24 protein-coding genes are annotated in these 25,168 nt (G+C 54.5%); 12 read left to right on the top strand and 12 right to left on the bottom strand.

Annotated elements, in window-relative coordinates; genetic code table 11:
• Nucleotides 1–33: 33 nt before the first annotated feature.
• On the bottom strand, nucleotides 34–624 hold the full coding sequence (cobO, locus tag C2U54_RS17990; protein WP_103179892.1) for a cob(I)yrinic acid a,c-diamide adenosyltransferase: 591 nt from the start codon (nucleotides 622–624) through the stop codon (nucleotides 34–36).
• Nucleotides 621–1,382 carry a YciK family oxidoreductase gene (locus C2U54_RS17985; RefSeq protein WP_103179891.1) on the bottom strand — a complete coding sequence of 254 codons (762 nt, stop codon included), beginning with the start codon at nucleotides 1,380–1,382 and terminating at the stop codon, nucleotides 621–623. The genes cobO and C2U54_RS17985 overlap by 4 nt, the downstream gene beginning before the upstream one ends.
• 249 nt (nucleotides 1,383–1,631) lie before the next feature.
• Between C2U54_RS17985 and sohB the strand changes: the two genes are divergently transcribed.
• On the top strand, nucleotides 1,632–2,678 hold the full coding sequence (sohB, locus tag C2U54_RS17980) for a protease SohB (RefSeq protein WP_103179890.1): 1,047 nt from the start codon (nucleotides 1,632–1,634) through the stop codon (nucleotides 2,676–2,678).
• Nucleotides 2,679–2,713: 35 nt separating this feature from the next.
• Here the strand turns inward: sohB and C2U54_RS17975 are convergent, their stop codons facing one another.
• On the bottom strand, nucleotides 2,714–2,965 hold the full coding sequence (locus C2U54_RS17975; protein WP_103179889.1) for a YciN family protein: 252 nt from the start codon (nucleotides 2,963–2,965) through the stop codon (nucleotides 2,714–2,716).
• Between the two features lie 396 nt (nucleotides 2,966–3,361).
• Here C2U54_RS17975 and topA point away from each other — a divergent pair, with 396 nt between their 5' ends.
• The 5 genes from topA to acnA all read left to right on the top strand — a co-directional run bounded on the left by topA (nucleotide 3,362) and on the right by acnA (nucleotide 10,832).
• The gene (topA, locus tag C2U54_RS17970) at nucleotides 3,362–5,956 is read left to right on the top strand and encodes a type I DNA topoisomerase (protein WP_103179888.1); all 2,595 of its coding nucleotides are present in this window, start codon (nucleotides 3,362–3,364) and stop codon (nucleotides 5,954–5,956) included.
• Between the two features lie 186 nt (nucleotides 5,957–6,142).
• Nucleotides 6,143–7,117, top strand: a complete 975-nt coding sequence (cysB, locus tag C2U54_RS17960) for an HTH-type transcriptional regulator CysB (RefSeq protein WP_103179887.1) — start codon at nucleotides 6,143–6,145, stop codon at nucleotides 7,115–7,117.
• Between the two features lie 335 nt (nucleotides 7,118–7,452).
• Nucleotides 7,453–7,593 (top strand): YmiA family putative membrane protein, encoded by a 141-nt coding sequence (locus C2U54_RS17955; protein ID WP_214422604.1) that lies wholly within the window; start codon nucleotides 7,453–7,455, stop codon nucleotides 7,591–7,593.
• Between the two features lie 298 nt (nucleotides 7,594–7,891).
• Complete coding sequence (gene ymiC / locus C2U54_RS27775) at nucleotides 7,892–7,993, top strand: small membrane protein YmiC (protein ID WP_231736514.1); 102 nt, start codon at nucleotides 7,892–7,894, stop codon at nucleotides 7,991–7,993.
• A 163-nt stretch (nucleotides 7,994–8,156) separates the two neighbouring features.
• A complete protein-coding gene (acnA, locus tag C2U54_RS17950; protein WP_103179885.1) occupies nucleotides 8,157–10,832 on the top strand; it encodes an aconitate hydratase AcnA in 2,676 nt (891 codons plus the stop codon).
• A 39-nt stretch (nucleotides 10,833–10,871) separates the two neighbouring features.
• Here acnA and ribA read toward each other — a convergent pair whose 3' ends face one another.
• The gene (ribA, locus tag C2U54_RS17945; RefSeq protein WP_168192025.1) at nucleotides 10,872–11,462 is read right to left on the bottom strand and encodes a GTP cyclohydrolase II; all 591 of its coding nucleotides are present in this window, start codon (nucleotides 11,460–11,462) and stop codon (nucleotides 10,872–10,874) included.
• 197 nt (nucleotides 11,463–11,659) lie between these two features.
• Between ribA and pgpB the strand changes: the two genes are divergently transcribed.
• The 5 genes from pgpB to yciH all read left to right on the top strand — a co-directional run bounded on the left by pgpB (nucleotide 11,660) and on the right by yciH (nucleotide 15,304).
• Nucleotides 11,660–12,424, top strand: a complete 765-nt coding sequence (gene pgpB / locus C2U54_RS17940; RefSeq protein ID WP_103179884.1) for a phosphatidylglycerophosphatase B — start codon at nucleotides 11,660–11,662, stop codon at nucleotides 12,422–12,424.
• Nucleotides 12,425–12,575: 151 nt separating this feature from the next.
• The gene (locus tag C2U54_RS17935; RefSeq protein WP_103179883.1) at nucleotides 12,576–12,884 is read left to right on the top strand and encodes a LapA family protein; all 309 of its coding nucleotides are present in this window, start codon (nucleotides 12,576–12,578) and stop codon (nucleotides 12,882–12,884) included.
• A 6-nt stretch (nucleotides 12,885–12,890) separates the two neighbouring features.
• Nucleotides 12,891–14,060, top strand: a complete 1,170-nt coding sequence (gene lapB / locus C2U54_RS17930) for a lipopolysaccharide assembly protein LapB (RefSeq protein ID WP_103179882.1) — start codon at nucleotides 12,891–12,893, stop codon at nucleotides 14,058–14,060.
• Nucleotides 14,061–14,240: 180 nt separating this feature from the next.
• Complete coding sequence (gene pyrF, locus C2U54_RS17925; RefSeq protein WP_103179881.1) at nucleotides 14,241–14,978, top strand: orotidine-5'-phosphate decarboxylase; 738 nt, start codon at nucleotides 14,241–14,243, stop codon at nucleotides 14,976–14,978.
• Nucleotides 14,978–15,304: a stress response translation initiation inhibitor YciH gene (gene yciH, locus C2U54_RS17920; RefSeq protein WP_103179880.1), complete on the top strand. Its 327-nt coding sequence runs from the start codon at nucleotides 14,978–14,980 to the stop codon at nucleotides 15,302–15,304. The genes pyrF and yciH overlap by 1 nt, the downstream gene beginning before the upstream one ends.
• Nucleotides 15,305–15,416: 112 nt before the next feature.
• On the opposite strand, the gene osmB is transcribed toward yciH, so the two are convergent.
• From osmB to yciZ, 3 genes are all read right to left on the bottom strand, one after another.
• The gene (gene osmB / locus C2U54_RS17915; RefSeq protein ID WP_103179879.1) at nucleotides 15,417–15,632 is read right to left on the bottom strand and encodes an osmotically-inducible lipoprotein OsmB; all 216 of its coding nucleotides are present in this window, start codon (nucleotides 15,630–15,632) and stop codon (nucleotides 15,417–15,419) included.
• Between the two features lie 266 nt (nucleotides 15,633–15,898).
• A complete protein-coding gene (gene yciT / locus C2U54_RS17910) occupies nucleotides 15,899–16,654 on the bottom strand; it encodes a DNA-binding transcriptional regulator YciT (protein ID WP_103179878.1) in 756 nt (251 codons plus the stop codon).
• 68 nt (nucleotides 16,655–16,722) lie between these two features.
• Nucleotides 16,723–16,905: a protein YciZ/DeoL gene (gene yciZ / locus C2U54_RS17905; protein ID WP_103179877.1), complete on the bottom strand. Its 183-nt coding sequence runs from the start codon at nucleotides 16,903–16,905 to the stop codon at nucleotides 16,723–16,725.
• A 192-nt stretch (nucleotides 16,906–17,097) separates the two neighbouring features.
• Between yciZ and C2U54_RS17900 the strand changes: the two genes are divergently transcribed.
• On the top strand, nucleotides 17,098–17,967 hold the full coding sequence (locus C2U54_RS17900; protein ID WP_103179876.1) for a crotonase/enoyl-CoA hydratase family protein: 870 nt from the start codon (nucleotides 17,098–17,100) through the stop codon (nucleotides 17,965–17,967).
• On the opposite strand, the gene pdeR is transcribed toward C2U54_RS17900, so the two are convergent.
• From pdeR to sapF, 5 genes are all read right to left on the bottom strand, one after another.
• Nucleotides 17,964–19,955 (bottom strand): cyclic di-GMP phosphodiesterase, encoded by a 1,992-nt coding sequence (pdeR, locus tag C2U54_RS17895; protein WP_103181095.1) that lies wholly within the window; start codon nucleotides 19,953–19,955, stop codon nucleotides 17,964–17,966. The genes C2U54_RS17900 and pdeR overlap by 4 nt on opposite strands.
• Before the next feature lie 319 nt (nucleotides 19,956–20,274).
• Nucleotides 20,275–22,209 carry an exoribonuclease II gene (locus C2U54_RS17890; RefSeq protein ID WP_103179875.1) on the bottom strand — a complete coding sequence of 645 codons (1,935 nt, stop codon included), beginning with the start codon at nucleotides 22,207–22,209 and terminating at the stop codon, nucleotides 20,275–20,277.
• Nucleotides 22,210–22,297: 88 nt separating this feature from the next.
• Nucleotides 22,298–23,290, bottom strand: coding sequence for a CMD domain-containing protein (locus C2U54_RS17885; RefSeq protein WP_103179874.1), 993 nt, complete (start codon nucleotides 23,288–23,290; stop codon nucleotides 22,298–22,300).
• 159 nt (nucleotides 23,291–23,449) lie between these two features.
• Nucleotides 23,450–24,238: an enoyl-ACP reductase FabI gene (gene fabI / locus C2U54_RS17880; RefSeq protein WP_103179873.1), complete on the bottom strand. Its 789-nt coding sequence runs from the start codon at nucleotides 24,236–24,238 to the stop codon at nucleotides 23,450–23,452.
• A 122-nt stretch (nucleotides 24,239–24,360) separates the two neighbouring features.
• Nucleotides 24,361–25,167: a putrescine export ABC transporter ATP-binding protein SapF gene (sapF, locus tag C2U54_RS17875; protein ID WP_103179872.1), complete on the bottom strand. Its 807-nt coding sequence runs from the start codon at nucleotides 25,165–25,167 to the stop codon at nucleotides 24,361–24,363.
• Nucleotide 25,168: the final 1 nt, after the last annotated feature.

Here is a 25,168-nt window from a genome sequence, read left to right as displayed (position 1 = left end):
AAAATAAAAAACCCGGCCTGGCCGGGTTTTTTGTTAATAGTCGATGCCGATTTGCGCTTTAACGCCTGCATCAAAGGCGTGTTTCACCGGGCGTAACTCGCTGACCGTATCCGCCATCTCCATAAGATCCCGATGACAGCCGCGCCCGGTAATAATCACCGTCTGGTGCGCCGGTCGGTTGTTCAGCGCATCAACCACTTCCTGTAACGGTAAATAGTCGTAGGCCACCATATAGGTGATCTCATCGAGCAGAACCATATTCAACGTGGTATCCGCCAGCATGCGCTTTGCATGCTCCCAGACCGCCAGGCAGGCCGCGGTGTCAGTGTCGCGGTTTTGCGTGTCCCAGGTAAAGCCGGTCGCCATAACCTGAAACTCTACACCCTGCGGCTCCAGCAGATTACGCTCGCCGTTAGGCCACTCGCCTTTGATGAACTGGATCACACCCACCTTTTGTCCATGACCGACGGCGCGCGTGGCGGTCCCAAAAGCGGCAGTGGTTTTGCCTTTGCCGTTGCCGGTGAAGACGATAATAATTCCGCGCTCATCCTGAGCTGCGGCAACGCGGGCATCGACCTGCTCTTTCAGGCGCTGCTGGCGCTGCTGATGACGTTCATCACTCATTGCGATATTCCTGGTTTACGGCCGGGTTGGGCATCAAAGGTCATGCCGGTTTTCCGGCGGCTGTCATCGCCCATCAGCCACAGATAAAGCGGCATGATATCGGCAGGGGTTTTCAGTTTAAGCGGATCTTCGCTCGGGAACGCGCTGGCGCGCATGCTGGTGCGGGTCCCGCCGGGGTTGATGCAGTTTACGCGCAGATGGCGGTTCTGATACTCCTCGGCCAGGACCTGCATCATCCCTTCGGTGGCAAATTTCGAGGCGGCATAGGCGCCCCAGTTAGCCCGACCCTGACGCCCAACGCTGGATGAGGTAAACACCAGCGAGCCGGAATCAGACTTCAGTAATAAAGGAAGCAATGCCTGGGTAAGGAAGAAGGTACCGTTAACGTTGACCTGCATCACCTGCTGCCAGATCTCCGGCGTTTGCTCTTCCATGGGCCGCACTTCGCCAAGGAAGCCCGCATTATGCAGTACCCCGTCCAGACGGGGATACTCAGCGGCAATACGATCAGCAAGTTCCCTGCAGCTCTGGGGGGTACAGGTTAACAGGTCGAGAACATATTCGCGGGTCTGCGCGCCCCCTTCACTGGCGATCGCCTGAGCGACGTCACGCAATTTATCTTCATTACGTCCCAGCAGAATCAGGCGCGCACCGTGGCGGGCGTAAGTCAGCGCCGCTTCGCGACCAATACCGTCGCTGGCCCCCGTGACCAAAATAATACGTTTTTGCAGTAGATCTTTTTTCGGTTGATAGTGCAAGGTCACTCCTCTGGCGCGCGTTGGCGCGGCCCATGCTGTGCGGTCTCTTTTCGGCTTTATGCCCGAAAGCGCGGTTGATTACAATCAGTCTACCGGAGAGTTCGCTGTAAAATTAACAATTTGCAAATATTTCATTCATAAATAAACATTTCTGAAGAGGGCTCGCAAGGGTATCGTCAGGTAAGAGACACCTGGTGAAGGCTATTGTACACTGGGTGAGAAAACAAGTGGTTAAACCAAGGTGGACGCGTGGAATTACTTTCTGAGTACGGTTTATTTCTGGCCAAAATTGCGACGGTGGTGATTGCCATTGCGGTGATCGCCGTTCTGATTGTTAACCTGACGCAGCGCAAACGTCAGCGCGGCGAGTTGCGCATTACCCGCTTAAGCGAGCAGTACACTGAGATGAAGGAAGAGATGTCAGTGGCGCTGCTCGATGCGCATCAGCAAAAACAGTGGCACAAAGCGCAGAAGAAAAAGCACAAACTTGAAGCGAAAGCGGCAAAGCAGAAAGCAAAGCAGGAACTCCATCCGGAGGTGGCAAAGCCACGGGTCTATGTGCTGGACTTTAAAGGCAGCATGGACGCCCATGAAGTCTCCTCCCTGCGCGAGGAGATCACTGCTGTGCTGGCGGTGGCAAGAGCTGAAGATCAGGTGGTGCTGCGTCTCGAAAGCCCGGGTGGGGTGGTACATGGTTACGGGCTGGCCTCTTCACAGCTGCAACGTCTGCGTGACAAACATATCCCGCTGACGGTGGCGGTGGATAAAGTCGCTGCCAGCGGCGGTTATATGATGGCTTGCGTGGCCGATAAAATTGTCGCGGCGCCTTTCTCTATTATTGGTTCGATTGGCGTGGTGGCGCAGATCCCTAACTTCAATCGTTTCCTGAAAAATAAAGACATCGATGTTGAGCTTCACACGGCGGGCCAGTACAAGCGCACGCTGACCCTGTTGGGTGAAAACACCGAAGAGGGGCGACAGAAATTCCGCGAAGATCTCAATGACACCCATCAGCTGTTTAAAGGATTTGTGAAGCAGATGCGACCCACGCTCGATATCGACGAGGTTGCCACCGGCGAGCACTGGTACGGTACCCAGGCGCTGGAAAAAGGGCTAGTGGACCAGGTGGGAACCAGCGACGATCTGCTGCTCTCGCTGATGGAGGGGCGCGAGCTGGTGGGCGTGCGCTATACGCGCCGTAAAAAGCTGATGGACCGCTTTACCAACAGCGCCGCAGAGAGCGCGGATCGTCTGCTGCTGCGCTGGCTACAGCGAGGTCAGAAACCGCTACTGTGAATAAAAACGCGAGGCCAGTGCCTCGCGTTTTTGCATCAATCAACCAGGTGGTACTTTTCAGATAAGACATGGGCGAGGTATTTAAACATATTAAATACCGCCGTGCTGCGAGGGGTTGGTAGCCCCTGCTCATCGAGAAAGTACTCACCGCTGAACACCAGCACACCATTGCGCTGTTCCACGTCCGTGGCTTCGATCCCGGCCATGGTGTCGTCATGTTCACGAATGAGTTTATTTGCTTCAACAAGCAACGTTTCACGGTCAATGGGTTGGGTATTTTGCTGCATTATCCACTCCTTAAACAGTGATATTAGTCTACGCCGCCGCGGTGCCGGGAGCAAATTTTCCCCGTTTTACCCCCTCCAGGGCAAGAGGTACAGCGCTGGCGTGATTTGCTTTTGCATGCTAATAAAGTTGCGTAACGGATTTTATCAGGTAGAGTGTGCGCTTTCGTCATTCTGGCAACAGATTTGCTTGACATTCGACCTAAATCTCGTCGTGTGGTTATACTGGAGCGAGAAAAATCGCGTCAACTCAACTGCTTATGTGATGTCGATTTTATGACTGAACGGCAAACGGGGTTGATATCCACTCGTGGCGTCGTTATATAAATGTCTCGTCGCCAGGGGAAGGTGAACTCACGCGACGTATTCCTGGAAGAAACAAATTAGGTAAAGGTGAATATGGGTAAAGCTCTCGTTATCGTTGAGTCCCCGGCAAAAGCCAAAACGATCAATAAGTATTTGGGTAGTGACTACGTGGTTAAGTCCAGCGTCGGTCATATCCGCGATCTGCCGACCAGTGGCTCAGCCAAGAAGAGCGCCGACTCTACCTCCACCAAAGGGGCCAAAAAGCCTAAAAAGGATGAACGTAGCGCGCTCGTAAATCGCATGGGAGTTAACCCATGGGATAACTGGCAGGCACAGTACGAAGTACTGCCGGGTAAAGAGAAAGTCGTCTCCGAGCTGAAACAGCTGGCGGAAAAAGCCGACCACATCTATCTCGCAACCGACCTTGACCGCGAAGGGGAGGCCATTGCATGGCACCTGCGGGAAGTGATCGGGGGCGATGACACACGCTACAGCCGCGTAGTGTTTAACGAAATTACTAAAAACGCGATCCGCCAGGCCTTTGAAAAGCCGGGTGAGCTGAATATCGACCGCGTCAACGCTCAGCAGGCGCGCCGCTTTATGGACCGCGTCGTGGGTTACATGGTTTCTCCACTGCTGTGGAAAAAGATTGCGCGTGGACTCTCCGCAGGCCGCGTACAGTCTGTTGCCGTGCGTCTGGTGGTTGAACGGGAACGCGAAATTAAAGCGTTCGTGCCAGAAGAGTTCTGGGAAGTTGACGCCAGCGTGACCACGCCGGGCGGCGACACCCTGCCGCTGGAAGTGTCGCACCAGAACGATAAGCCGTTCCGTCCTGAAAATCGCGAACAGACCATGGCCGCGGTAGCGCTGCTGGAAAAAGCGCGCTATCAGGTGCTGGATCGTGAAGACAAACCGACCAGCAGCAAGCCTGGCGCACCGTTTATCACCTCCACATTGCAGCAGGCGGCCAGCACCCGTCTGGGCTATGGCGTGAAAAAAACCATGATGATGGCGCAGCGTCTGTATGAAGCGGGTCACATCACCTATATGCGTACTGACTCTACCAACCTGAGCCAGGACGCCGTCAACATGGTGCGTGATTACATTGGCGACAATTTCGGTAAGAAATACCTGCCGGAAAGCGCCAATCAGTACAACAGCAAAGAGAACTCCCAGGAAGCGCACGAAGCGATTCGTCCTTCTGACGTCTCTGTGCTGGCGGAATCCCTCAAGGATATGGAAGCCGATGCGCAAAAACTGTATCAGCTGATCTGGCGCCAGTTTGTTGCCTGTCAGATGACCCCGGCGCAGTATGACTCCACCACGCTGACCGTCGGCGCGGGCGATTTCCGCCTCAAGGCGCGTGGCCGTATCCTGCGTTTCGATGGCTGGACCAAAGTGATGCCTGCGCTGCGTAAGGGTGATGAAGATAAAACCCTGCCAGCGGTCAACGCCGGGGATGAACTTTCCCTGGTTGAGCTGACGCCTGCTCAGCACTTCACCAAGCCGCCGGCACGCTTCAGCGAAGCCTCGCTGGTGAAAGAGCTGGAAAAACGTGGTATCGGTCGTCCGTCGACCTATGCGTCGATCATCTCGACCATTCAGGATCGCGGCTATGTGCGCACGGAAAACCGCCGTTTCTATGCGGAGAAAATGGGTGAAATCGTCACCGATCGCCTGGAAGATAACTTCCGCGAGCTGATGAACTACGATTTTACCGCGCAGATGGAAAATAGCCTGGACCAGGTGGCTAACCATGAAGCCGAGTGGAAGAAGGTGCTGGATAGCTTCTTCAGCGACTTCACCAAGCAGCTGGATAAAGCGGAAAAAGATCCGGAAGAGGGGGGCATGCAGCCGAACCAGATGGTGCTGACCAGCATCGACTGTCCGACCTGCGGCCGTAAGATGGGTATTCGTACCGCCACGACCGGTGTCTTCCTTGGCTGCTCAGGCTATGAGTTGTCGCCGAAAGAGCGCTGCAAAACCACCATCAACCTGGTGCCGGAAAACGAAGTGCTGAACGTGCTGGAAGGCGACGATGCGGAAACCAACGCATTACGCGCCAAACGCCGCTGCAATAAGTGCGGCACAGCGATGGACAGCTACCTCATCGACCCGAAACGTAAGCTGCATGTCTGCGGTAACAACCCGACCTGCGACGGTTACGAGATTGAAGAGGGTGAGTTCCGCATCAAGGGTTATGACGGTCCGATTGTGGAATGCGAGAAGTGTGGTTCTGAAATGCACCTGAAAATGGGGCGTTTTGGTAAGTACATGGCCTGCACCAATGACGACTGCAAAAACACGCGTAAGATCCTGCGTAACGGTGAAGTGGCACCGCCGAAGGAAGATCCGGTTCCGTTGCCGGAGCTGCCGTGTGAAAAATCCGATGCGTACTTTGTACTGCGTGACGGTGCTGCGGGCGTCTTCCTGGCGGCGAATACCTTCCCGAAATCGCGTGAAACGCGTGCGCCGCTGGTTGAGGAGCTATACCGCTTCCGCGATCGCCTGCCAGAAAAACTGCGTTATCTGGCTGATGCACCGCAGCAGGATGCAGAAGGTAATAAGACCGTGGTGCGTTTTAGCCGTAAAACCAAGCAGCAATATGTCGCTGCTGAGAAAGAGGGTAAAGCCACCGGCTGGTCAGCATTTTATGTTGACGGCAAATGGGTTGAAGGCAAGAAATAGCCTTAATTTACGCTAAGTTACCTCGTAAGGGCCGGTATTCCGGCCCTTTTTTATTACCGGGTTATTATTTTTTGTTCCGGGCTATACAGCAAAGATATAAGTGATATAGTGGTTATAGTTAACCCTTTCTTTATTATCAAATCGTCTTAAGCGATTGCCCGTGTGCGCTAAATCGGATGGTCTGGCATGAAACTACAGCAGCTCCGCTATATCGTTGAGGTGGTCAACCACAACCTTAACGTCTCCTCCACCGCAGAAGGTCTTTACACTTCGCAACCCGGCATCAGTAAGCAGGTACGCATGCTTGAAGATGAGCTGGGGATCCAGATTTTCGCCCGCAGTGGTAAGCATCTTACCCAGGTAACGCCAGCAGGACAGGAGATTATCCGCATCGCCCGCGAAGTGCTGTCGAAGGTTGATGCCATTAAATCCGTTGCCGGAGAGCACACCTGGCCAGATAAAGGCTCGTTGTATATTGCCACCACCCACACTCAGGCGCGCTACGCGTTGCCAGGGGTGATCAAAGGCTTTATCGAGCGCTACCCTCGCGTGTCGTTGCATATGCATCAGGGCTCGCCAACACAGATTGCCGAAGCGGTCTCCAAGGGCAATGCGGACTTTGCCATCGCCACCGAAGCGCTGCACCTGTATGACGATCTGGTGATGCTGCCTTGCTATCACTGGAACCGTTCGATTGTGGTGACGCCGGAACATCCGCTGGCGGCAAAAACGTCGGTGTCCATCGAAGAGCTGGCGCAGTATCCGCTGGTGACATACACCTTCGGCTTTACGGGCCGCTCGGAACTCGATACCGCCTTTAATCGCGCGGGGCTTACGCCGAGGATCGTCTTTACCGCCACCGATGCCGATGTGATCAAAACCTATGTGCGGCTGGGTCTTGGCGTCGGGGTTATCGCCAGCATGGCGGTGGATCCTGTTGCCGATCCGGATTTAGTGCGTCTGGATACCCAGGGCGTATTCGGCCACAGCACGACCAAAATTGGTTTCCGCCGTAGCACCTTCCTGCGTAGCTATATGTATGATTTTATTCAACGATTTGCGCCACATCTGACCCGTGACGTGGTAGATACGGCGGTGGCGCTGCGCTCTAACGACGATATCGAAGCGATGTTTAAAGATATTAAGCTGCCTGAAAAATAATACCCTCCGGTATCTTTCATTCGGGAGAGATACCGTTATTTCTCTTAAGACCCGAATTAAATCCCCCCGATCTGCGTTCATTTCTCACAATAACCATAACGTTATGGCGTTTTTTTCATGAGTCAGTTGTAAAAACGTGACAAAAATAGAAAATATTTTGCAGCTATGCAAATCCCACGTTTCATTTATATATTTCCGCTCAAAAGATTAACTATTTCATGCCAGACGATTCGTAAATTCGCTGGATCTTCGACTAAAGTTTCTTTAGGATTTATCTCAACTACGATTACTTATACCAATTGTTTGGTATTCAAATGATAAGCGAAATCGATTGTATGGGGTTAGCAATGCCGTCAGGACGTCAAGAGCCGCAAAGGGACCCAGGACTTAAGCGCAAAGCCTGGCTGGCGGTGTTTCTCGGCTCCACCCTGTTTTGGGTAGTGGTGGCTTTACTTATCTGGAAATTCTGGGGTTAAGCATGGCGGTTCAGGGGCGTAGTGAAGCAGTGAAGCCTGTATGTCAGCAGCGTGACACGCGTCGCAAAGTCCGTAATGGATCTACAGGTAACGTCCCGGCATCCTGGAAGCTATCGCCTGTACAACAAGCTTTCATTGATCTCTTCGCAGAAGACGAAGACAAAAAACAATAATTCTTATTATCAGCCCCGGGCGATAATAATCCGATGCGCTTTTGTACTCTTTAATAAATACACATCAGCAATACCGAACTGAGACAAACTCAGCGAGCAATAAATTAATAAAGCGTGGTGCCGCAATGATGAATAATATATCCGGAGCTAAATACTGGTCGTGGATGGCCGCCTTTTCCCTCTCGATCCTCTTCTGGTGTCAGCTACTCTGGCTCACCCTACAGTGAATGATGAAAGCCTCGCGCCCGCGGGGCTTTTTTATGCCTTCTTTTCGCACTGAATTTGTCCATTTGAGTTGTTATCAAATCGTTACGGTGACGATGTGTTATCTTTAATTACGGCCCTGATAAAAGTCAGGGCATCGCAATCCCGGTAATTAAGGAGGAGCTTATGTCGTTAACCCTACGCGAAGCCAGTAAGGACACATTGCAGGCTGAGAACAAAACCTATCACTACTACAGCCTGCCACTGGCCGCAAAGGAACTTGGGGATATTGCGCGCTTACCCAAGTCACTTAAAGTGTTACTGGAAAACCTCCTGCGCTGGCAGGATGACCTCTCCGTTACGGCTGAGGATATTCACGCCCTGGCCGGATGGTTGCAGAACGCCCACGCCGACCGGGAGATCGCCTATCGTCCGGCCAGGGTGCTGATGCAGGATTTCACCGGCGTCCCGGCGGTGGTTGATCTGGCGGCAATGCGTGAAGCGGTAAAACGCCTGGGGGGCGATACCGCAAAAGTGAACCCGCTCTCCCCGGTTGACCTGGTTATTGACCACTCGGTGACCGTGGACCATTTTGGCGATGATGAGGCGTTTGAAGAGAACGTGCGTCTGGAGATGGAGCGTAACCACGAACGTTATGTGTTTCTGAAGTGGGGCCAGCAGGCGTTCAGTCGCTTCAGCGTCGTCCCACCTGGCACCGGTATCTGCCACCAGGTCAATCTGGAGTATCTCGGCAAAGCGGTGTGGAGTGAACTGCAGGATAAGGAGTGGGTGGCCTACCCCGATACGCTGGTCGGCACGGACTCCCACACCACCATGATCAACGGACTTGGCGTGCTGGGCTGGGGAGTAGGGGGTATCGAAGCCGAGGCCGCCATGCTCGGCCAGCCGGTCTCAATGCTAATCCCGGATGTGGTCGGCTTTAAGCTAACCGGCAAGCTGCGCGAGGGCATTACCGCCACCGACCTGGTGCTCACCGTCACCCAGATGCTGCGTAAGCACGGCGTGGTGGGTAAGTTTGTAGAATTCTATGGTGACGGCCTCGACTCTCTGCCGCTGGCAGACCGGGCTACTATCGCCAATATGGCGCCTGAATATGGCGCTACCTGCGGTTTCTTCCCCATTGACGGCGTGACGCTGGAGTATATGCGCCTTAGCGGTCGCAGCAGCGAGCAGGTCGCGCTGGTGGAAGCCTACGCCAAAGCACAGGGGATGTGGCGTAATCCGGGCGATGAACCGGTGTTCACCAGCACCCTGGCGCTGGATATGGGCGATGTAGAGGCCAGCGTCGCCGGGCCGAAACGTCCCCAGGACCGGGTGGCTTTGCCGGATGTACCTAAGGCGTTTGCCGCCAGCACTGAACTGGAGGTCAATACCACACAGAAGGATCGCCGGCCCATTGATTACGTCATGAACGGCCAGCAGTACCAACTCCCGGACGGCGCGGTTGCGATCGCGGCCATCACCTCCTGCACCAACACCTCGAACCCCAGCGTCCTGATGGCGGCGGGGCTGCTGGCGAAAAAAGCGGTTACCCTCGGCCTGAAACGCCAGCCATGGGTTAAAGCCTCGCTGGCCCCGGGCTCGAAAGTGGTCTCCGATTATCTGGCACAGGCCCGCCTGACGCCGTATCTTGATGAGCTGGGCTTTAACCTGGTGGGCTACGGGTGTACCACCTGTATCGGCAACTCCGGGCCGCTGCCGGAACCTATCGAGACAGCAATCAAGCAGGGCGATCTGACGGTAGGGGCGGTGCTCTCGGGCAACCGTAACTTTGAAGGACGTATCCATCCGCTGATTAAAACCAACTGGCTGGCCTCTCCGCCGCTGGTGGTGGCCTATGCGCTGGCGGGCAACATGAATATCAATCTGGCAACCGATCCGCTGGGATACGATCGCAAAGGGGATCCGGTTTATCTAAAAGATATCTGGCCATCGGCACAGGAAATTGCCCTTGCGGTTGAAAAAGTGTCTACCGACATGTTCCGCAAAGAGTACGCCGAAGTGTTTGAAGGCACGCCGGAGTGGAAAACCATTGAAGTGGCGCGCTCAGATACCTATAGCTGGCAGGAGGATTCCACTTATATCCGTCTCTCCCCGTTCTTTGACGAGATGCTGGCAGAACCCAAACCGCTGGAAGATATCCACGGCGCGCGCGTGCTGGCCATCCTCGGTGACTCGGTGACCACCGACCATATCTCCCCGGCAGGCAGTATCAAAGCGGATAGCCCGGCAGGACGTTATCTCCAGAGTCGTGGCGTAGAGCGACGGGACTTCAACTCCTACGGTTCGCGTCGCGGCAACCATGAAGTGATGATGCGTGGCACCTTCGCCAATATTCGTATCCGCAACGAGATGGTGCCTGGGGTGGAAGGCGGAATGACACGCTATCTGCCCGGAACCGAAGTGATCTCAATCTATGATGCGGCGATGAAATATCAGCAGGATGGCATCCCGCTGGCGGTCATTGCCGGGAAAGAGTACGGCTCCGGATCAAGCCGCGACTGGGCAGCAAAAGGACCCAGGTTGCTCGGTGTACGCGTCGTTATCGCCGAATCGTTTGAGCGTATCCACCGTTCAAACCTGATCGGGATGGGGATTTTACCTCTGGAGTTCCCGGAGGGGGTATCGCGTAAAACCCTGGGGCTGACGGGTGAGGAGCGCATTGACATTGCGGATCTGCAGAACCTGACGCCTGGTGCCACCGTGCCGGTCAAACTGACGCGAGCTGATGGGCAAACCGAGGTGGTGAACTGCCGCTGTCGTATCGATACCGCGACGGAGCTCACCTACTACCAGAACGACGGCATTTTGCACTATGTCATTCGTAATATGCTGAACTAAAAGAAAATCAGCCCGGCATAAATTGCCGGGCTGTTGTTTTTACTTGTTAAGCAGATGACCTAGCTTGGCCGCTTTGGTATCCAGATAGTGTTCGTTTTTCGGGTTACGCCCCACAATCAGCGGCACACGTTCAACGATGTTGATCCCGGCTTCGGTCAGGATCTCCACCTTCCGCGGGTTATTGGTCAGCAGACGCACTTCATCGACGCCCAGCAGCTTGAACATATCCGCGCACAGGGTGAAATCACGTTCATCGGCAGCAAAGCCCAACTGGTGATTAGCTTCAACCGTATCGTAGCCTTGATCCTGCAACGCATAGGCGCGGATCTTATTCAGCAGACCGATGTTGCGGCCCTCCTGACGGTGATACAGCAGAATGCCCCGGCCCTCTTCGGCGATGCGCGACAGGGCAGCTTCAAGTTGAAAACCACAATCGCAGCGCAGGCTAAACAGGGCATCACCCGTAAGACACTCAGAATGAACGCGAGCCAGAACCGGCGTCTGCCCGGACGTATCGCCGAAGACTAACGCGACATGATCCTGCCCGGTTGCCAGTTCTTCAAAGCCCACCATCAGGAAATCGCCCCAGGGGGTTGGCAGATTGGCTTCTGCCACACGTTTAAGCTGCATGTGATTCTCCAGAAAATGCTGACACGCCTTGTGTCTGTCGCCTGTTTGGCTGTCGGTATGTTCTTATTTTGCCACAAGCTGCACGGGTTCACCTAATCACTGCCGGCTTAACGAACGTTAAACGCACAATCCGACATTTTTACGCAGTTCTGATTTTTCGGTTATGATTGTGAGGCTTATCGGAAAAAGGAGACGACATGCTTTCAATTGCCCGCCGCACGGCGGTTGGCGCGGGGATATTGCTCATTATGCCTGCGGCCTTATGGATATCGGGCTGGCAGTGGCAGCCAGGCACGAATAGCGGATGGTTGAAGGTGCTGTTCTGGATAACGGAGACCGTCACCCAGCCCTGGGGAATTATTACGCATACGCTACTCTGCGGCTGGTTTTTGTGGTGCCTGCGTTTCCGCCTGCGGGCAGCCGTCATGCTTTTTGCCATCCTTGCGGGGGTCATTCTGGTGGGTCAGGGCGTTAAATCCCTGGTAAAAGATCGGGTGCAGGAGCCGCGTCCTTTCGTGGTCTGGCTGGAAAAAACTCACCATGTCCCGGTCAACGACTTCTACAATTTAAAGCGTAAAGCGCGCGGTGAGCTGGTAGAAGAACAGCTTGCTGAACAACAGACTATTCCCACTTTTTTACGTAAACACTGGCAGAAAGAGACCGGTTTTGCTTTCCCGTCCGGGCATACCATGTTCGCGGCAAGCTGGGCGTTACTGGGGATAGGGTTGCTGTGGCCGCGTCGGCGCACGGTCACTATCGTGGTACTGCTGGTCTGGGCGACGGGCGTGATGGGAAGCCGCTTGCTGCTTGGCATGCACTGGCCGCGGGATCTGGTGGTCGCCACATTGATTTCCTGGCTGTTGATCACCTGTGCGACCTGGCTTGCTCAGCGATTCTGTGGCCCGCTCACGCCTCCGGCTGAAGAGAAGCGGGAAATTGCCGACAGAGAGCAAGAAAGCTGACTGAGGTTGAAATTATTATATTAAGCCGCAGATCTGGACGTGGCGCGACGCTTTTTCCGTTTCGCGCCCGTCCTGAAAATGGTAGTTTATAAGGCTGGTTACGCTATGGTGAACACTCTTTATTCGCTTAAACCACATAACGGGAAGTAATGTGAAATATTTACTCATTTTCTTACTGGTGTTGGCGATTTTTGTCATTTCCGTCACATTGGGTGCGCAAAACGATCAACAGGTAACGTTTAATTATCTGCTGGCGCAAGGCGAATATCGGATATCCAGCCTCCTGGCGGTTCTGTTTGCTGCCGGGTTTGTTATCGGCTGGCTGATTTGCGGTCTGTTCTGGCTTAAAGTTCGGGTAACACTCGCCCGGGCTGAACGAAAGATTAAACGTCTTGAAAACCAAATTGCGCCTCCGGCCGACGTTCCGGTAAGTTCAGGTGTGCCGGTAGCGAAGGAATAATCTAAGATGCTGGAGTTGTTGTTTCTGCTTTTGCCTGTAGCCGCAGCCTATGGCTGGTATATGGGCCGCAGAAGTGCGCAACAAACAAAGCAGGATGAGGCGAACCGTCTTTCTCGCGACTATGTCGCCGGGGTTAACTTCCTTCTGAGCAACCAACAGGATAAAGCGGTCGATCTGTTCCTTGAGATGTTGAAAGAGGATACCGGTACCGTTGAAGCCCACCTTACGCTCGGTAATCTGTTCCGCTCCCGCGGTGAAGTCGACCGCGCCATCCGCATCCACCAGACCTTAATGGAGAGCGCCTCATTAACCTATGAGCAGCGTTTGCTGGCGGTACAACAGCTGGGCCGTGACTACATGGCGGCCGGCCTCTACGATCGCGCCGAAGAGATGTTCAAGCAGCTGGTGGATGAAACTGATTTTCGCATCAGCGCCCTGCAGCAGTTGCTGCAGATTTACCAGGCCACCAGCGAATGGCAGAAAGCGATCGACGTTGCTGAACGTCTGGTGAAGCTCGGTAAAGATAAACAGCGCGTTGAAATTGGCCACTTTTACTGTGAACTCGCCCTGCAACAGATGGGCAGCGAAGATATGGACAAAGCCATGGCGCTTCTTCGCAAGGGTGCCGCCGCGGATCGCAGCAGCGCGCGTGTCTCCATCATGATGGGGCGCGTCTATATGGCGAAAGGGGATTACCAGAAGGCGGTGGAGAGTCTGCTCCGGGTTATCGATCAGGATAAAGAGCTGGTCAGCGAAACCCTGGAGATGTTGCAAACCTGCTATCAGCAGCTGGGCATGACCTCAGAGTGGGTGGCTTTCCTGCGTCGTTGCGTGGAAGAGAACACCGGGGCGACAGCGGAGCTGATGCTGGCGGATGTGGTTCAGGAACACGAGGGCAGTGATACGGCGCAGGTCTACATTACCCGCCAGCTGCAGCGCCATCCCACCATGCGCGTCTTCCATAAGTTGATGGATTATCACCTGAACGAGGCAGAAGAGGGGCGCGCCAAAGAGAGCCTGATGGTGCTGCGCGACATGGTAGGCGAGCAGGTGCGCAGCAAGCCGCGCTATCGCTGCCAGAAGTGTGGTTTTACGGCCTATACCCTCTACTGGCACTGTCCGTCATGCCGCGCCTGGTCCACCATTAAGCCAATTCGCGGCCTCGATGGGCAGTAATTTTTAAAAAGGCTTAATTTAGTTACAACATACTAATTAAGGTTAAACACTGGGTCCGTGCGCGCTGTAGTCTGGCAGGAAAGAAAATGTAACCTGTTAATTTTTGTGGTGCGCAGGTAGAATGCTCGCCGTTTAACATTCCCGCGCCGATGCGGCGCCCATCGACGAGAAGGTCCGGTCATGACGTCTGTAGCTTCATCTTCCTCCCGCGTAGTTACTGAATCTCCTGTTGTTGTCGCTCTGGATTACAACAATCGCGACAATGCCCTGGCGTTCGTTGATCGAATTGATCCGCAAGACTGCCGCCTGAAAATCGGTAAAGAGATGTTCACGCTTTTTGGTCCGCAAATTGTTCGGGATATGCAGCAGCGCGGATTTGATGTCTTTCTGGATCTGAAATTCCACGATATTCCTAACACCACGGCCCATGCGGTTGCGGCTGCGGCTGAGCTTGGAGTCTGGATGGTGAACGTTCACGCCTCCGGCGGGGCGCGTATGATGACCGCCGCTCGCGAAGCGCTGTTACCCTTCGGTAAAGAGGCCCCATTGCTGATTGCCGTTACCGTGCTGACCAGCATGGAAGCCAGCGATCTGCTGGACCTTGGCGTGACGTTGTCACCGGCAGAGCATGCCGAACGTCTGGCCCGCCTGACGCACTCCTGTGGCCTTGATGGCGTCGTCTGCTCTGCTCAGGAAGCCGTTCGCTTCAAAAGTGCCATCGGACAGGATTTCAAGCTTGTCACGCCGGGTATCCGTCCCCAAGGGAGTGATGCCGGCGATCAGCGCCGCATTATGACCCCGGAACAGGCGCTGGCGGCGGGCGTGGACTATATGGTTATTGGTCGACCGGTCACCCAGTCAGCCGATCCGGCACAAACCCTTAAAGCTATCAACGCATCACTTCAGAAGGGAGCGTAATGCGCGACACTAACAGCCGCCTGGTCTATTCGACAGAAACCGGGCGCATTGATGAGCCAAAAGAGGTCGCGGAGCGACCAAAAGGTGATGGCATTGTACGTATTCAACGCCAGACCAGCGGACGTAAAGGGAAGGGCGTATCGCTGATCACCGGAATTGACGCTGACGATGCCACACTTACGCAGATTGCCGCAGAATTGAAGAAAAAATGCGGATGCGGCGGCTCAGTTAAAGATGGCGTTATTGAGATCCAGGGCGATAAGCGGGATCTCATTAAATCCCTCCTGGAAGCAAAAGGGATGAAAGTGAAATTAGCGGGCGGTTAACGTACCGCCAAAACAAATAAGCCACGGTCGAGACCGTGGCTTATTGTTTTTATTTTGAGATAGCGCCAGAACAGCAGGGCGTTATCAAATGACTGCGATGGCAATCGGTAGGTTATTTAACCTGGTGACCGATGATCCCACCCACTGCAGCACCACCCAGGGTACCCAGCGTGCTACCGTCAGTTAAGACGGAACCACCGATTGCGCCAGCACCCGCACCAATCGCGGTATTACGGTCTTGTCTGCTCATGCCGGAGCACGCGCTCAGGGATAATGCCAGCGTAACGGCCAGCATAGCAGCGGATAATTTTTTGCTGTTAAAAGTCATAATTCATTCTCCTGAAGTATTGATCCACGGAAATCATTTCGCTTAAATGGTTATCAATCCCCCTCAAGCGCGTTATTCCATGAAACTTGATTGCGCAGGCGTTACAAGATCACGCAGGTGATAGTTACTTCCTGTTATATCGCTAACAATAATTTTACGTCTTTATTACTGATCCGACAGGTAAATAGTCTTAAACGGGGGTTCAGAAAAGTCTCAGAGCGAAGGGGCAGAAAAATGACGCCCGATATTCGGGCGTTAGGGGAGGGTCAGGCAGGTTTTTTGACGATATCGACGGTTAAGCCGTCTTGCTGCAGATTAGCGATGTGCGCCTGTTTAATGCCCTCGTCGGTAATAACCCGGCTGAAGCGAGAGACCGGGCCCATGGTATAAGGGTGAACCGCACCGAATTTTGAGCTGTCGGTGAGCACAATGGTCTCGCCGCCTTTCTCCAGCACCGCATTTACCACATCCGAGCGCATCATGTCCCTTCCGGTAAAGCCGGTATCAGGCAACCAGCCATCAATGCCGATAAATGCCTTGTTGAAATGGACTTGCTGCACATACTGACGGGTAAGCGGGCCAACCATGCTTTCGCTTTTTTTCTGGTAAATGCCGCCGAGCAAAATCACTTCGCTGCGCGTCTCCTTCAGAAGATGCGCTATATAGCTGCTCACCGTCACGATGGTAACCTCTTCTTTCTGGTCGGCCAGCGTGCGCGCGAGAAGGGCATTGCAGCTGCCGTTCTCGATAAACACCGTTTCGCCATTATTCACCAGAGACGCTGCAAACTCCGCCAGCTCGCGTTTCAGCGCATAGTTGTTCATCATCCGCGTTTCAACATCTTCGCTGTCCAGCGGGACGGCGTAACCATGCGCGCGACGGAGGTAGCTCATTTTTTCCAGAAGATTGAGATCCTGGCGGATGGTGACTTCTGACACGCCGGTCGCTTTTGCCAGATCAACGACACTCACACGCCCTGTATCGATCACCATCTGTAATATTACTTGTTGTCGGGAGTTCATAGCATCCATATTAAAACGGCATCGCCGTTAGTTGAAAACTGACATAAACACGAGAGATGGATCGAGCCTTAAACTTCCCAGGGGGATTTAGGCGATACTGCCTCGGGGTTTTTCTGCTCGCCCGCCTGGGTCAGTAATTCTGATTTTAATATCTCGAGATTACGAAGAGCAGAGTTCACATCGCCTGCGACCAGAATATCCAGCACAGTATCAATACGTTGCGCCACTTTCAGTGCATCGATATCAGACATAATCTCATCCCTAAATGAAAAGTGAATAAATTCAATGATGCAGAAATTGAAGGCAAAAGAGAAGGGAAAAAGTGAGCTAACGAAAGCCCATTAATGGTAGTGATATTTTGATGCTTCTTTATACGTAGGAATTATGTAGTGGATTAGTCTAACTCTGCGCGCAAGGCGCTTTTTTCTATGAGGAATTAGACTATGACAATTATCAATCAGGCAACCTGTAAACTGTTCACTGATTCTGCACGATTCACTCAGCTCGCCGGCTATTACGAGGAGGAGAGACGTACCGTGTGGATGATGTTACGGGCCCAGCCGCGTCCCTGCTTCAATCATGCGCTTATAGAGGAGATTATGAACCTGTCCTGGCTGGTGCGTCAGTCCGGGTTTGAGGTTGATTTCTGGGTGACCGGTTCGCTGGTGCCCGATATGTATAATACTGGCGGCGATTTACGCTTCTTTGTCGAGTGCATTGAGAACGGTCGTCGGGAAGCGCTTCGGGCCTATGCCCGCGCCTGTGTGGACTGTGTCCACGCCGCATCGCGGGGATTTGATACCGGGGCGATCACCCTGTCGATGGTAGAGGGCAGTGCCCTTGGCGGTGGCTTTGAAGCGGCGCTGGCGCACCACTTTTTACTGGCGCAACGGGATGCCCGCTTAGGGTTTCCTGAAATCGCCTTTAACCTGTTCCCCGGGATGGGAGGCTACTCGCTGGTTGCCCGCCGCTCTGGTATGAAACTGGCAGAAGAGCTGATCTATAAAGGGGAGTCGCACACTGCGGAATGGTATGAGCAGCAGGGGCTGGTGGACGTGCTGTTCGAACCCGGCCAGGGCTACGTGGCGACGCGGACCTTCATCGACACGTTACAACCCAAAATGAATGGCGTCAGAGCGATGCTGCGCGCCCGCCAGCGGGTATTGCAGCTGCCGCGCAGTGAGCTGATGGACATCACGGAAGATTGGGTAGACGCCGCATTCTGCCTGCAACCTAAGGACGTGGCCTATATGCAGCGGCTGGTGCTGTTGCAGGACCGCCACACGGCATCGGGGCTGCGTAAAGCCAGCTAGCGCGCATTGCGTGACTGATAGCGTTTAAACCATCGCTCGAAAGCGACAGCGGGCATGGGTTTAGCAAACAGAAATCCCTGTCGTTCATTGACGCCGTTCTTCGTCAGAAAGGCGTCTTCTTTCGCACTCTCGACCCCTTCGGCAATCACCTGCAAATTCAGCGCCTGAGCGACTGCAACGATCGCGCGCACCAGCGATTGCGACACCGACTGCTTATGGATATCCCGGACAAATGCCTGGTCGAGCTGAATGGCATCGATGGGAAAACGCGCCAGTTGCGACAGCGACGAATAACCGGTTCCGAAATCATCAAGGTGGATCTGCGCCCCCAGCTGGCTGAACTGCTGGATCACCGACAGCGCCAGCTCTTCGTTTTCAATCAGGCAGCTTTCGGTCAATTCAACGTCAATGGGGCAATATTCAAAATTGAGATCCTTCAGCGCCTGTTTCAGATCGCTGAAAATCGTCTGGTCTGCCAGCTGGCGGGCCGAAACGTTGACCGCCACGCGTAAATTGATGCCTTTATCGCGCCATTTGGCAACCTGACGAACCACATCCAGCATCACCCAACGCCCCAATGGAACGATCAGTCCGGACTCTTCGGCGTAGGAGATAAACTCCAGCGGCGGGATCAGTCCGCGCTCCGGAGACTGCCAACGCACCAGCGCTTCGAGGGTTCTCACCTCGCCACGCCAGGTAATTTTGGGCTGGTAGTGGATCACCAGCTGATCATTCTCCAGCGCCTTGCGCAGATTGGTGTCCAGCCACAGATATTCAAATACGCGCTGATTCATTTCCGGAGAGAAAACGCAGAACTTGCCGCGTCCGTTCTCTTTCGCGGTATACATGGCCGTATCGGCGTTGCGTATCACGCTTTCCCGATCGGTGCCGTGCTGCGGCGCGAGGGAGATCCCCAGCGAACAGCCGGTGTAGACTTCAATTAAACCAATCCGGAAAGGCTGACGCAGGCGGGTGAGGATCCGCGAAGCCATGGCCTCGAGCGCACCCTGTGACGTACCGGTTGCCAGCACGATAAACTCGTCGCCACCCAGACGCGCAAGAACCTGCCCGTCCTCCAGGCAACTGAGGATAGCCAGCGCCACCGCCTGCAGCAGCTGATCGCCAAACATATGCCCGTAGGCATCATTCACTTTTTTGAAATTATCGAGGTCAAGATAGACCACGCCCACCTGGCCATCGCCACGGGTTTCAATCGCTTCGCTGATCAGATCGTGGATAGCGTTGCGGTTTGGCAGGCCGGTAATGGTGTCGGTATTGGCAAGTACACGAAGACGTTCCTGGGCACGGCGTTCTTCAGTGATATCCGTACCGGAACAGATAAGGAATATTTCATTTTTTCCGCTGCCGCTGTGCACGAATTTATTACGGAATAAAAACAAACGCTGCCCTTTGCGGGTTTTAATCCAGCGTTCCACTTCATAGGAGCTGCCGTCCCGAAAAAAACCGCTGATATTACGCCGGGAAGCCGCTGCCTCGCTGCGGCTCATAAACAGTTTAAAGACGTTCTGACCGATAACCTCGTGCTCTTTCATCCCGGTATATTCTTCGCTCAGGCGGTTGAAGCGTTGAATATTGCCGTGCCGGTCGAGAATAACGATGACCGAGTTGGCCTCTGAAACCACCTGCTCGGCAAAGGATAACCCCTGCGCCAGATCGCGGGCGACGGAAGGGGTGTCGTTCCAGGCGGAGGCGGTACCGGTCCACTCTTTTTTATTGATCTTACGTCCCACCAGGTGCACTGGCACCTCGGTTCCGTAGAGGGAGAGCGTCATGGTAATGCTGGAGGTAATAACCGTCATCTGGCGAATGCTGTTGGCCTGCTCGTCATTCAGCGCCACAACCTGCGTGGTATCGGCGCTTTCGCTGGCCGCAAGATGGAGCGCGTTACTGTCCGCCGTCAGTCGCCACCAGGGACTGTGGGTGCCCATGTAACGAAACAGCAAATTTTGCTCCAGATCGTCAATAATGCTCTCTCCCAGGCGCACTTAATTGCACACACTGTGCATTTTCAGTCGGTTTTACCGTGCTTAAATAACGGTAAACCCGAACTAAACTTATTGTTTTTTCCCAGTATTCTTATATTAGAACGAGATCGGCAAAAAAGGATACAGGCGAATGAATATTCTGGTGACACGTTAAAGCATTCACCAGACTGTCATGAATAAGTGTGATCGCTTTTCGCAATTTAGGGGAGAAAAAGATAAGTAAAAATGATGAATTTGACGTTAACGCAAAAAAAAGTCGGTTCCCTCAAATGAGGTGAACCGACTTTTAAGCACTCAATAATCAGACGGCAGGGCGGGCAATAATGCTGCGTGTTTCCATGCGCACTTCAGCAATAGTGACGTCGATAACTTCGGTCACTTTATAGGCCACTTCGCCCTTGATTTGCACGGTGCCGTTTTCCTGGCTGCAGACCAGCTCGTCACGTACGGCGTGCAGGAACGGCGCAGGAATAAAGGCCACGGCGCCATTATCCACCAGACGTACACGCATCCCGCCACGGCTGACATCGATGATCTCCGCCGCGAAACGGGTCTCCGTTCCGGCTTTGTCTTTCAGGAACCGGGCGTAGAGCCAGTCACCGACGTCGCGTTCCGCCATGCGGTTAAGGCGACGGCGCTCGGCCATCTGCACCGTGGCTTCGTCCTGTGGACGGGCAATGGTTTCGCCTTTAACGATCGCTTTCAGCAGGCGGTGGTTAATCATATCGCCATACTTACGAATCGGTGAGGTCCAGGTGGCGTAGGCTTCCAGCCCAAGACCAAAGTGCGGGCCAGGTTCGGTGCTGATCTCAGCGAAAGACTGGAAGCGACGAATGCGGCTATCCAGGAAACCAGATGGCTGGGCATCCAGTTCACGGCGCAGCTTGCAGAAGCCATTCAGGGTCAGAACTTCCTGCGGATCCACATGCACGTCATGGGTTTTCAGCAGGGCCGCCAGGGCTTCGCTGTTAGCTGGATCAAACCCGGTATGCACGTTATAGATACCGAAACCGAGTTTGTCGCGCAGTACGCGGGCCGCACAGATGTTCGCCGCAATCATCGACTCTTCAACGATGCGGTTAGCAATGCGACGCGGCTCCGCCACGATATCCAGCACTTCGCCTTTCTCACCGAGAATGAAACGGTAGTCAGGGCGATCCTTAAAGACCAGCGCATGGGTCTTACGCCATTCGCTACGGCTCAGACAGACACGGTGCAGCAGGCGGATCTGGTCGGCAATGGCCTCATGCTCAGGCTGCCAGCTACCGCTGTTTTCCAGCCAGTCAGAGACCTCGTCGTACACCAGCTTGGCTTTAGACTCGATCAGCGCAGCAAAGAACTCAATGTTCTCTTCGATAGTGCCATCGGCAGCGATGGACATGCGGCAGGCCAGTACCGGGCGCACTTCGTTAGCGCGCAGCGAGCAGAGATTATCCGACAGCTCGCGCGGCAGCATCGGGATGTTGAAGCCTGGCAGATAGTTGGTAAAGGCACGGATTTTCGCCGCGTCATCCAGCGGGGTACCTTCCGCGATCCAGGCTGTAGGATCGGCAATCGCTACGGTTAGCAGCAGTTTACCGTCAGCCTGCTCTTCAACATACAGCGCATCGTCCATATCTTCGGTGCTGGCGCTGTCGATGGTGACAAAATTCAGTGCAGTCAGATCGCGACGCTCAAGACCTTCGTCCAGCATGTCAGTCGCTGCGCCTTCTGGCGCCTCTTTTTCCAGATTATGGCGGGCAAGGGTGACCCACCACGGTACGAAATGGTCTTCACCGAAGGTGATAAACTGGGTGAGTTCGGCATAAAAACCGCGATCGCCCTTCAGAGGATGACGGCGCATTTCTGCTACGGCCCAGTCACCTTCTTTAAAATCATGCGTCACGCCACGCTCAGCGCGGCAGGGAATGGCGTCTTTCAGCAGAGGATGGTCCGGAATGATGGACAGACGGTCATCTTTTCTCAGCACCTTACCCACAAAACGGGTCAGGAACGGTTCAATTAATTCTTCAGGCTCGGCTGATTCACGATCCTTTTCGCTATGGATCACGGCCGTAATGCGATCGCCGTGCATCACTTTCTTCATCTGCGGAGGCGGAATGAAGTAACTTTTCTGCGCATCGACTTCAAGGAAGCCAAAGCCTTTTTCCGTGGCTTTTACGACCCCTTCAGCACGTGGCGTCTGGGAATGCAGTTGCTGTTTAAGCTGCGCTAGCAGCGGGTTGTCCTGGAGCATAGTGATCTATTTTCGTAGCCATTGAGCGGCTGACAGTTTTACGCGAATCTCACTGCTACAGCAAGCGCTCTTTCGGTCGTTAGTGTGGTTATTCGCTTCTGCCAATGGCGATTTTCAGACGGTTCAGCCAGCCGCAAAAAGCGCTCCAGGTGAGGAGATTGATGGCCTGTACGGGCGACTGGCCATCATCTGTCAGCGGGGTAAACTGCGCGGCGCTGAACTGATCCGGCGATCGCGCCAGCTGTTCTACCGCACGCCTTACCGCCTCATCGTCTTTATACGCCGTGTGAATGCCACTGATGAGAATTTCACCGGTTTGATCGAGGATCAACGGTTCATGACAGAGCACCGGCGTAAGGGGATGCAATAACGGCTCGTCCTGCCAGCGTTCAAGCGAGGCCAGCTGCTGTGGGCTGGCCTGACAACGCTCAACCTCGGGTATGGCAGGCTGCCATGTGTTCAGGTCGTTATCGTCCGGCAGGGCGTGAGGCGGGATATGGTGCCCCGGCAGCCAGCGCACCGGGTGGCCGAGCAGGGCCTGAAACACCGCCACCACGCGCGCCTGAAAGCCCACAAAGCCGATAATCTGATTGATGGTCACGATGTCATACACCGTCAGGCCCACCTCATCGAGCCCCTGCTGCGCTTTGCTGTCAATCACATCCGGCGAGCTGGCAAGCTGGCGGGCATACTGGGTGATCTGGGCGAGACGGCGATTGCTTTCACGGGAGGAGTCGGGACCGGGGAGCGGGGCGAGAAGGGCGGCGTAGTGATTACACAGACGCTGCACGCCGCACACCTGGGCGACAGTCAGAGCAGTGCTGAAACGATCGTAGGCGCTCAGCGTGCGCAGCCGGGTAACGGTGACGGTGCGCGGGAAAAAAAGGTCGCATAGCGCCCGGGCCGGGGTTAACCAGCGTTCACAGGCTGCCAGCAGCGTTGCCGGTAGCGCGATGTTCAGCAAAAAGCGATCGGCGACATGCGCGGCTTCGGGAACCAAAGGCAGGACTTCCGTCGGGCTGCTACTGGACTGGGTCTCATGATACCAGTGGCCTTTGCCAGAAATACGGCGTTGTTCCATGTGCGTTCCTTGATCTCAAAATGGCGATCAATATCCTGGCGGAAGGCGGATAAGCGGAAAAATATTGTTAAGTGATAACAAATAGCGGAACGGAATAACGCGGGGAAAGCGGGCGAAACGGTGGGGATACCTCCCCGCCGGAGCGGGAAGGTAACGAACTTATTTGAGTTCCAGCTCGTTCATTGCAGCGATGCTGAAACCGCCGTCAACGTGAACCACTTCGCCGGAGATGCCAGCAGAGAGGTCAGAGCAGAGGAAGGCTGCGGAGTTACCCACATCTTCGATGGTCACGGTGCGACGGATTGGGGTAACCGCTTCGCAATGCGCCAGCATTTTACGGAAGTCTTTGATGCCGGAAGCCGCCAGAGTACGGATTGGACCGGCAGAGATGCCGTTTACGCGCACGCCTTCCGGACCCATTGCGTTCGCCATGTAGCGCACGTTGGCTTCCAGAGAGGCTTTTGCCAGACCCATTACGTTGTAGTTCGGGATAGCGCGCTCAGCGCCCAAATAGGACAGGGTCAGCAGAGCTGCGCCCGGGTTAAGCATGGAGCGGCAGGATTTCGCCATCGCCACAAAGCTGTAGGAGCTGATGTCGTGTGCGATTTTGAAGCCTTCACGGGTGACCGCGTTTACATAGTCGCCGTCGAGCTGGTCGCCTGGTGCAAAACCGATGGAGTGAACGAAACCGTCAAATTTCGGCCAGGTTTTTGCCAGCTCGGCGAACATGCCATCGATGCTTTCATCTTTAGCAACGTCGCATTCCAGAACAATGCTGGAACCCAGCTGCGCGGCGAACTCCTCTACGCGGCCTTTCAGCTTGTCGTTCTGGTAGGTGAATGCCAGCTCAGCACCTTCGCGATGCATCGCCTGTGCGATACCGTATGCGATGGACAGTTTGCTGGCAAGGCCAGTGACCAGAATGCGCTTACCGGAAAGAAAACCCATAGCTCTTAATCCTTATATTCATTGTTGTGGCGGCTGTCATTTTTGGACAACCGTCGTTAAAACGCGGCGATAATAGCATGTGTCGCGTACAGTGTTAATCCGACCACTCCATACGGGGCAGGTCAGCGATCTTTTCGCCAGGCATCGGCGGTTAAGGCTTCGCCAAAATGCCCGGCAATTAAACGTTTGGTCAGATCGTGAAGTGGGGCGGCCAGCACCGACGCGGTGCTGCCGCGCTCCACCACTGAGCCTTCGTGCATCACCAGCACCTGATCGCTGATGTGCTTCATCATCCCCAGATGCTGGGTGACGTAGATATACGAGATACCCTGTTTCTCCTGCAACTCCAGCATCAGGTTGATAAGTTGTGAACGCATCGACATATCCAGCGAGGCCAGCGCTTCGTCAGCGATGATCACTTTCGGGCGCAGGATCAGCGCGCGGGCAAGACCCAGACGCTGCTTCTGCCCCGGCGCCAGCATGTGCGGATAATAGCTGACGTGATCCGGCAGCAGTCCGACCATGCGCAGGGTATCGATGATCTGCTTACGTCGCGCTTCAGGTTCCAGATCGGTATTGAGCCGTAGCGGAAAATCGAGGATCTGTGAGATACGCTGGCGCGGGTTCAGCGAGGTGGAGGGATCCTGAAAAATCATCCTGATCCGCTGGCTGCGGAACGAGTAATCGCCAAATTTCAGCAGATGGTCGTCAATCAGGACCTCACCGTCCGAGGGTTCAATCATCCCGGCCAGCATCTTCGCCAGCGTCGATTTCCCTGAACCGTTTTCACCGATGATCGCCAGGGTCTGCTTTTCACGCAGGGTAAAGCTCAGCGGTTTTACCGCTTCAACGGTCTGTCGGCGGAATAAGCCGGTACGGTAGCGAAAGGTCTTACTCAGGTTGCGCACTTCCAGCAGGGTTTCGACCATG

The sequence above is a fragment of the Leclercia sp. LSNIH1 genome, assembly GCF_002902985.1.
Classification (GTDB): domain Bacteria; phylum Pseudomonadota; class Gammaproteobacteria; order Enterobacterales; family Enterobacteriaceae; genus Enterobacter.
The sequence above is the reverse complement of the archived record's forward strand: the minus strand, read 5'-3'. Positions and strand labels throughout refer to the sequence as shown.

Coding starts and splice junctions, on each gene's coding strand:
- yciT (WP_103179878.1), bottom strand. CDS start 16,654: ATGAACTCCCGACAACAAGTAATATTACAGATGGTGATCGATACAGGG.
- cysB (WP_103179887.1), top strand. CDS start 6,143: ATGAAACTACAGCAGCTCCGCTATATCGTTGAGGTGGTCAACCACAAC.
- ymiC (WP_231736514.1), top strand. CDS start 7,892: ATGATGAATAATATATCCGGAGCTAAATACTGGTCGTGGATGGCCGCC.
- pgpB (WP_103179884.1), top strand. CDS start 11,660: ATGCTTTCAATTGCCCGCCGCACGGCGGTTGGCGCGGGGATATTGCTC.
- cobO (WP_103179892.1), bottom strand. CDS start 624: ATGAGTGATGAACGTCATCAGCAGCGCCAGCAGCGCCTGAAAGAGCAG.
- osmB (WP_103179879.1), bottom strand. CDS start 15,632: ATGACTTTTAACAGCAAAAAATTATCCGCTGCTATGCTGGCCGTTACG.
- ribA (WP_168192025.1), bottom strand. CDS start 11,462: ATGCAGCTTAAACGTGTGGCAGAAGCCAATCTGCCAACCCCCTGGGGC.
- acnA (WP_103179885.1), top strand. CDS start 8,157: ATGTCGTTAACCCTACGCGAAGCCAGTAAGGACACATTGCAGGCTGAG.
- sapF (WP_103179872.1), bottom strand. CDS start 25,167: ATGGTCGAAACCCTGCTGGAAGTGCGCAACCTGAGTAAGACCTTTCGC.
- C2U54_RS17900 (WP_103179876.1), top strand. CDS start 17,098: ATGACAATTATCAATCAGGCAACCTGTAAACTGTTCACTGATTCTGCA.
- pyrF (WP_103179881.1), top strand. CDS start 14,241: ATGACGTCTGTAGCTTCATCTTCCTCCCGCGTAGTTACTGAATCTCCT.
- yciH (WP_103179880.1), top strand. CDS start 14,978: ATGCGCGACACTAACAGCCGCCTGGTCTATTCGACAGAAACCGGGCGC.
- yciZ (WP_103179877.1), bottom strand. CDS start 16,905: ATGTCTGATATCGATGCACTGAAAGTGGCGCAACGTATTGATACTGTG.
- C2U54_RS17885 (WP_103179874.1), bottom strand. CDS start 23,290: ATGGAACAACGCCGTATTTCTGGCAAAGGCCACTGGTATCATGAGACC.
- C2U54_RS17955 (WP_214422604.1), top strand. CDS start 7,453: ATGGGGTTAGCAATGCCGTCAGGACGTCAAGAGCCGCAAAGGGACCCA.
- C2U54_RS17890 (WP_103179875.1), bottom strand. CDS start 22,209: ATGCTCCAGGACAACCCGCTGCTAGCGCAGCTTAAACAGCAACTGCAT.
- C2U54_RS17975 (WP_103179889.1), bottom strand. CDS start 2,965: ATGCAGCAAAATACCCAACCCATTGACCGTGAAACGTTGCTTGTTGAA.
- topA (WP_103179888.1), top strand. CDS start 3,362: ATGGGTAAAGCTCTCGTTATCGTTGAGTCCCCGGCAAAAGCCAAAACG.
- lapB (WP_103179882.1), top strand. CDS start 12,891: ATGCTGGAGTTGTTGTTTCTGCTTTTGCCTGTAGCCGCAGCCTATGGC.
- fabI (WP_103179873.1), bottom strand. CDS start 24,238: ATGGGTTTTCTTTCCGGTAAGCGCATTCTGGTCACTGGCCTTGCCAGC.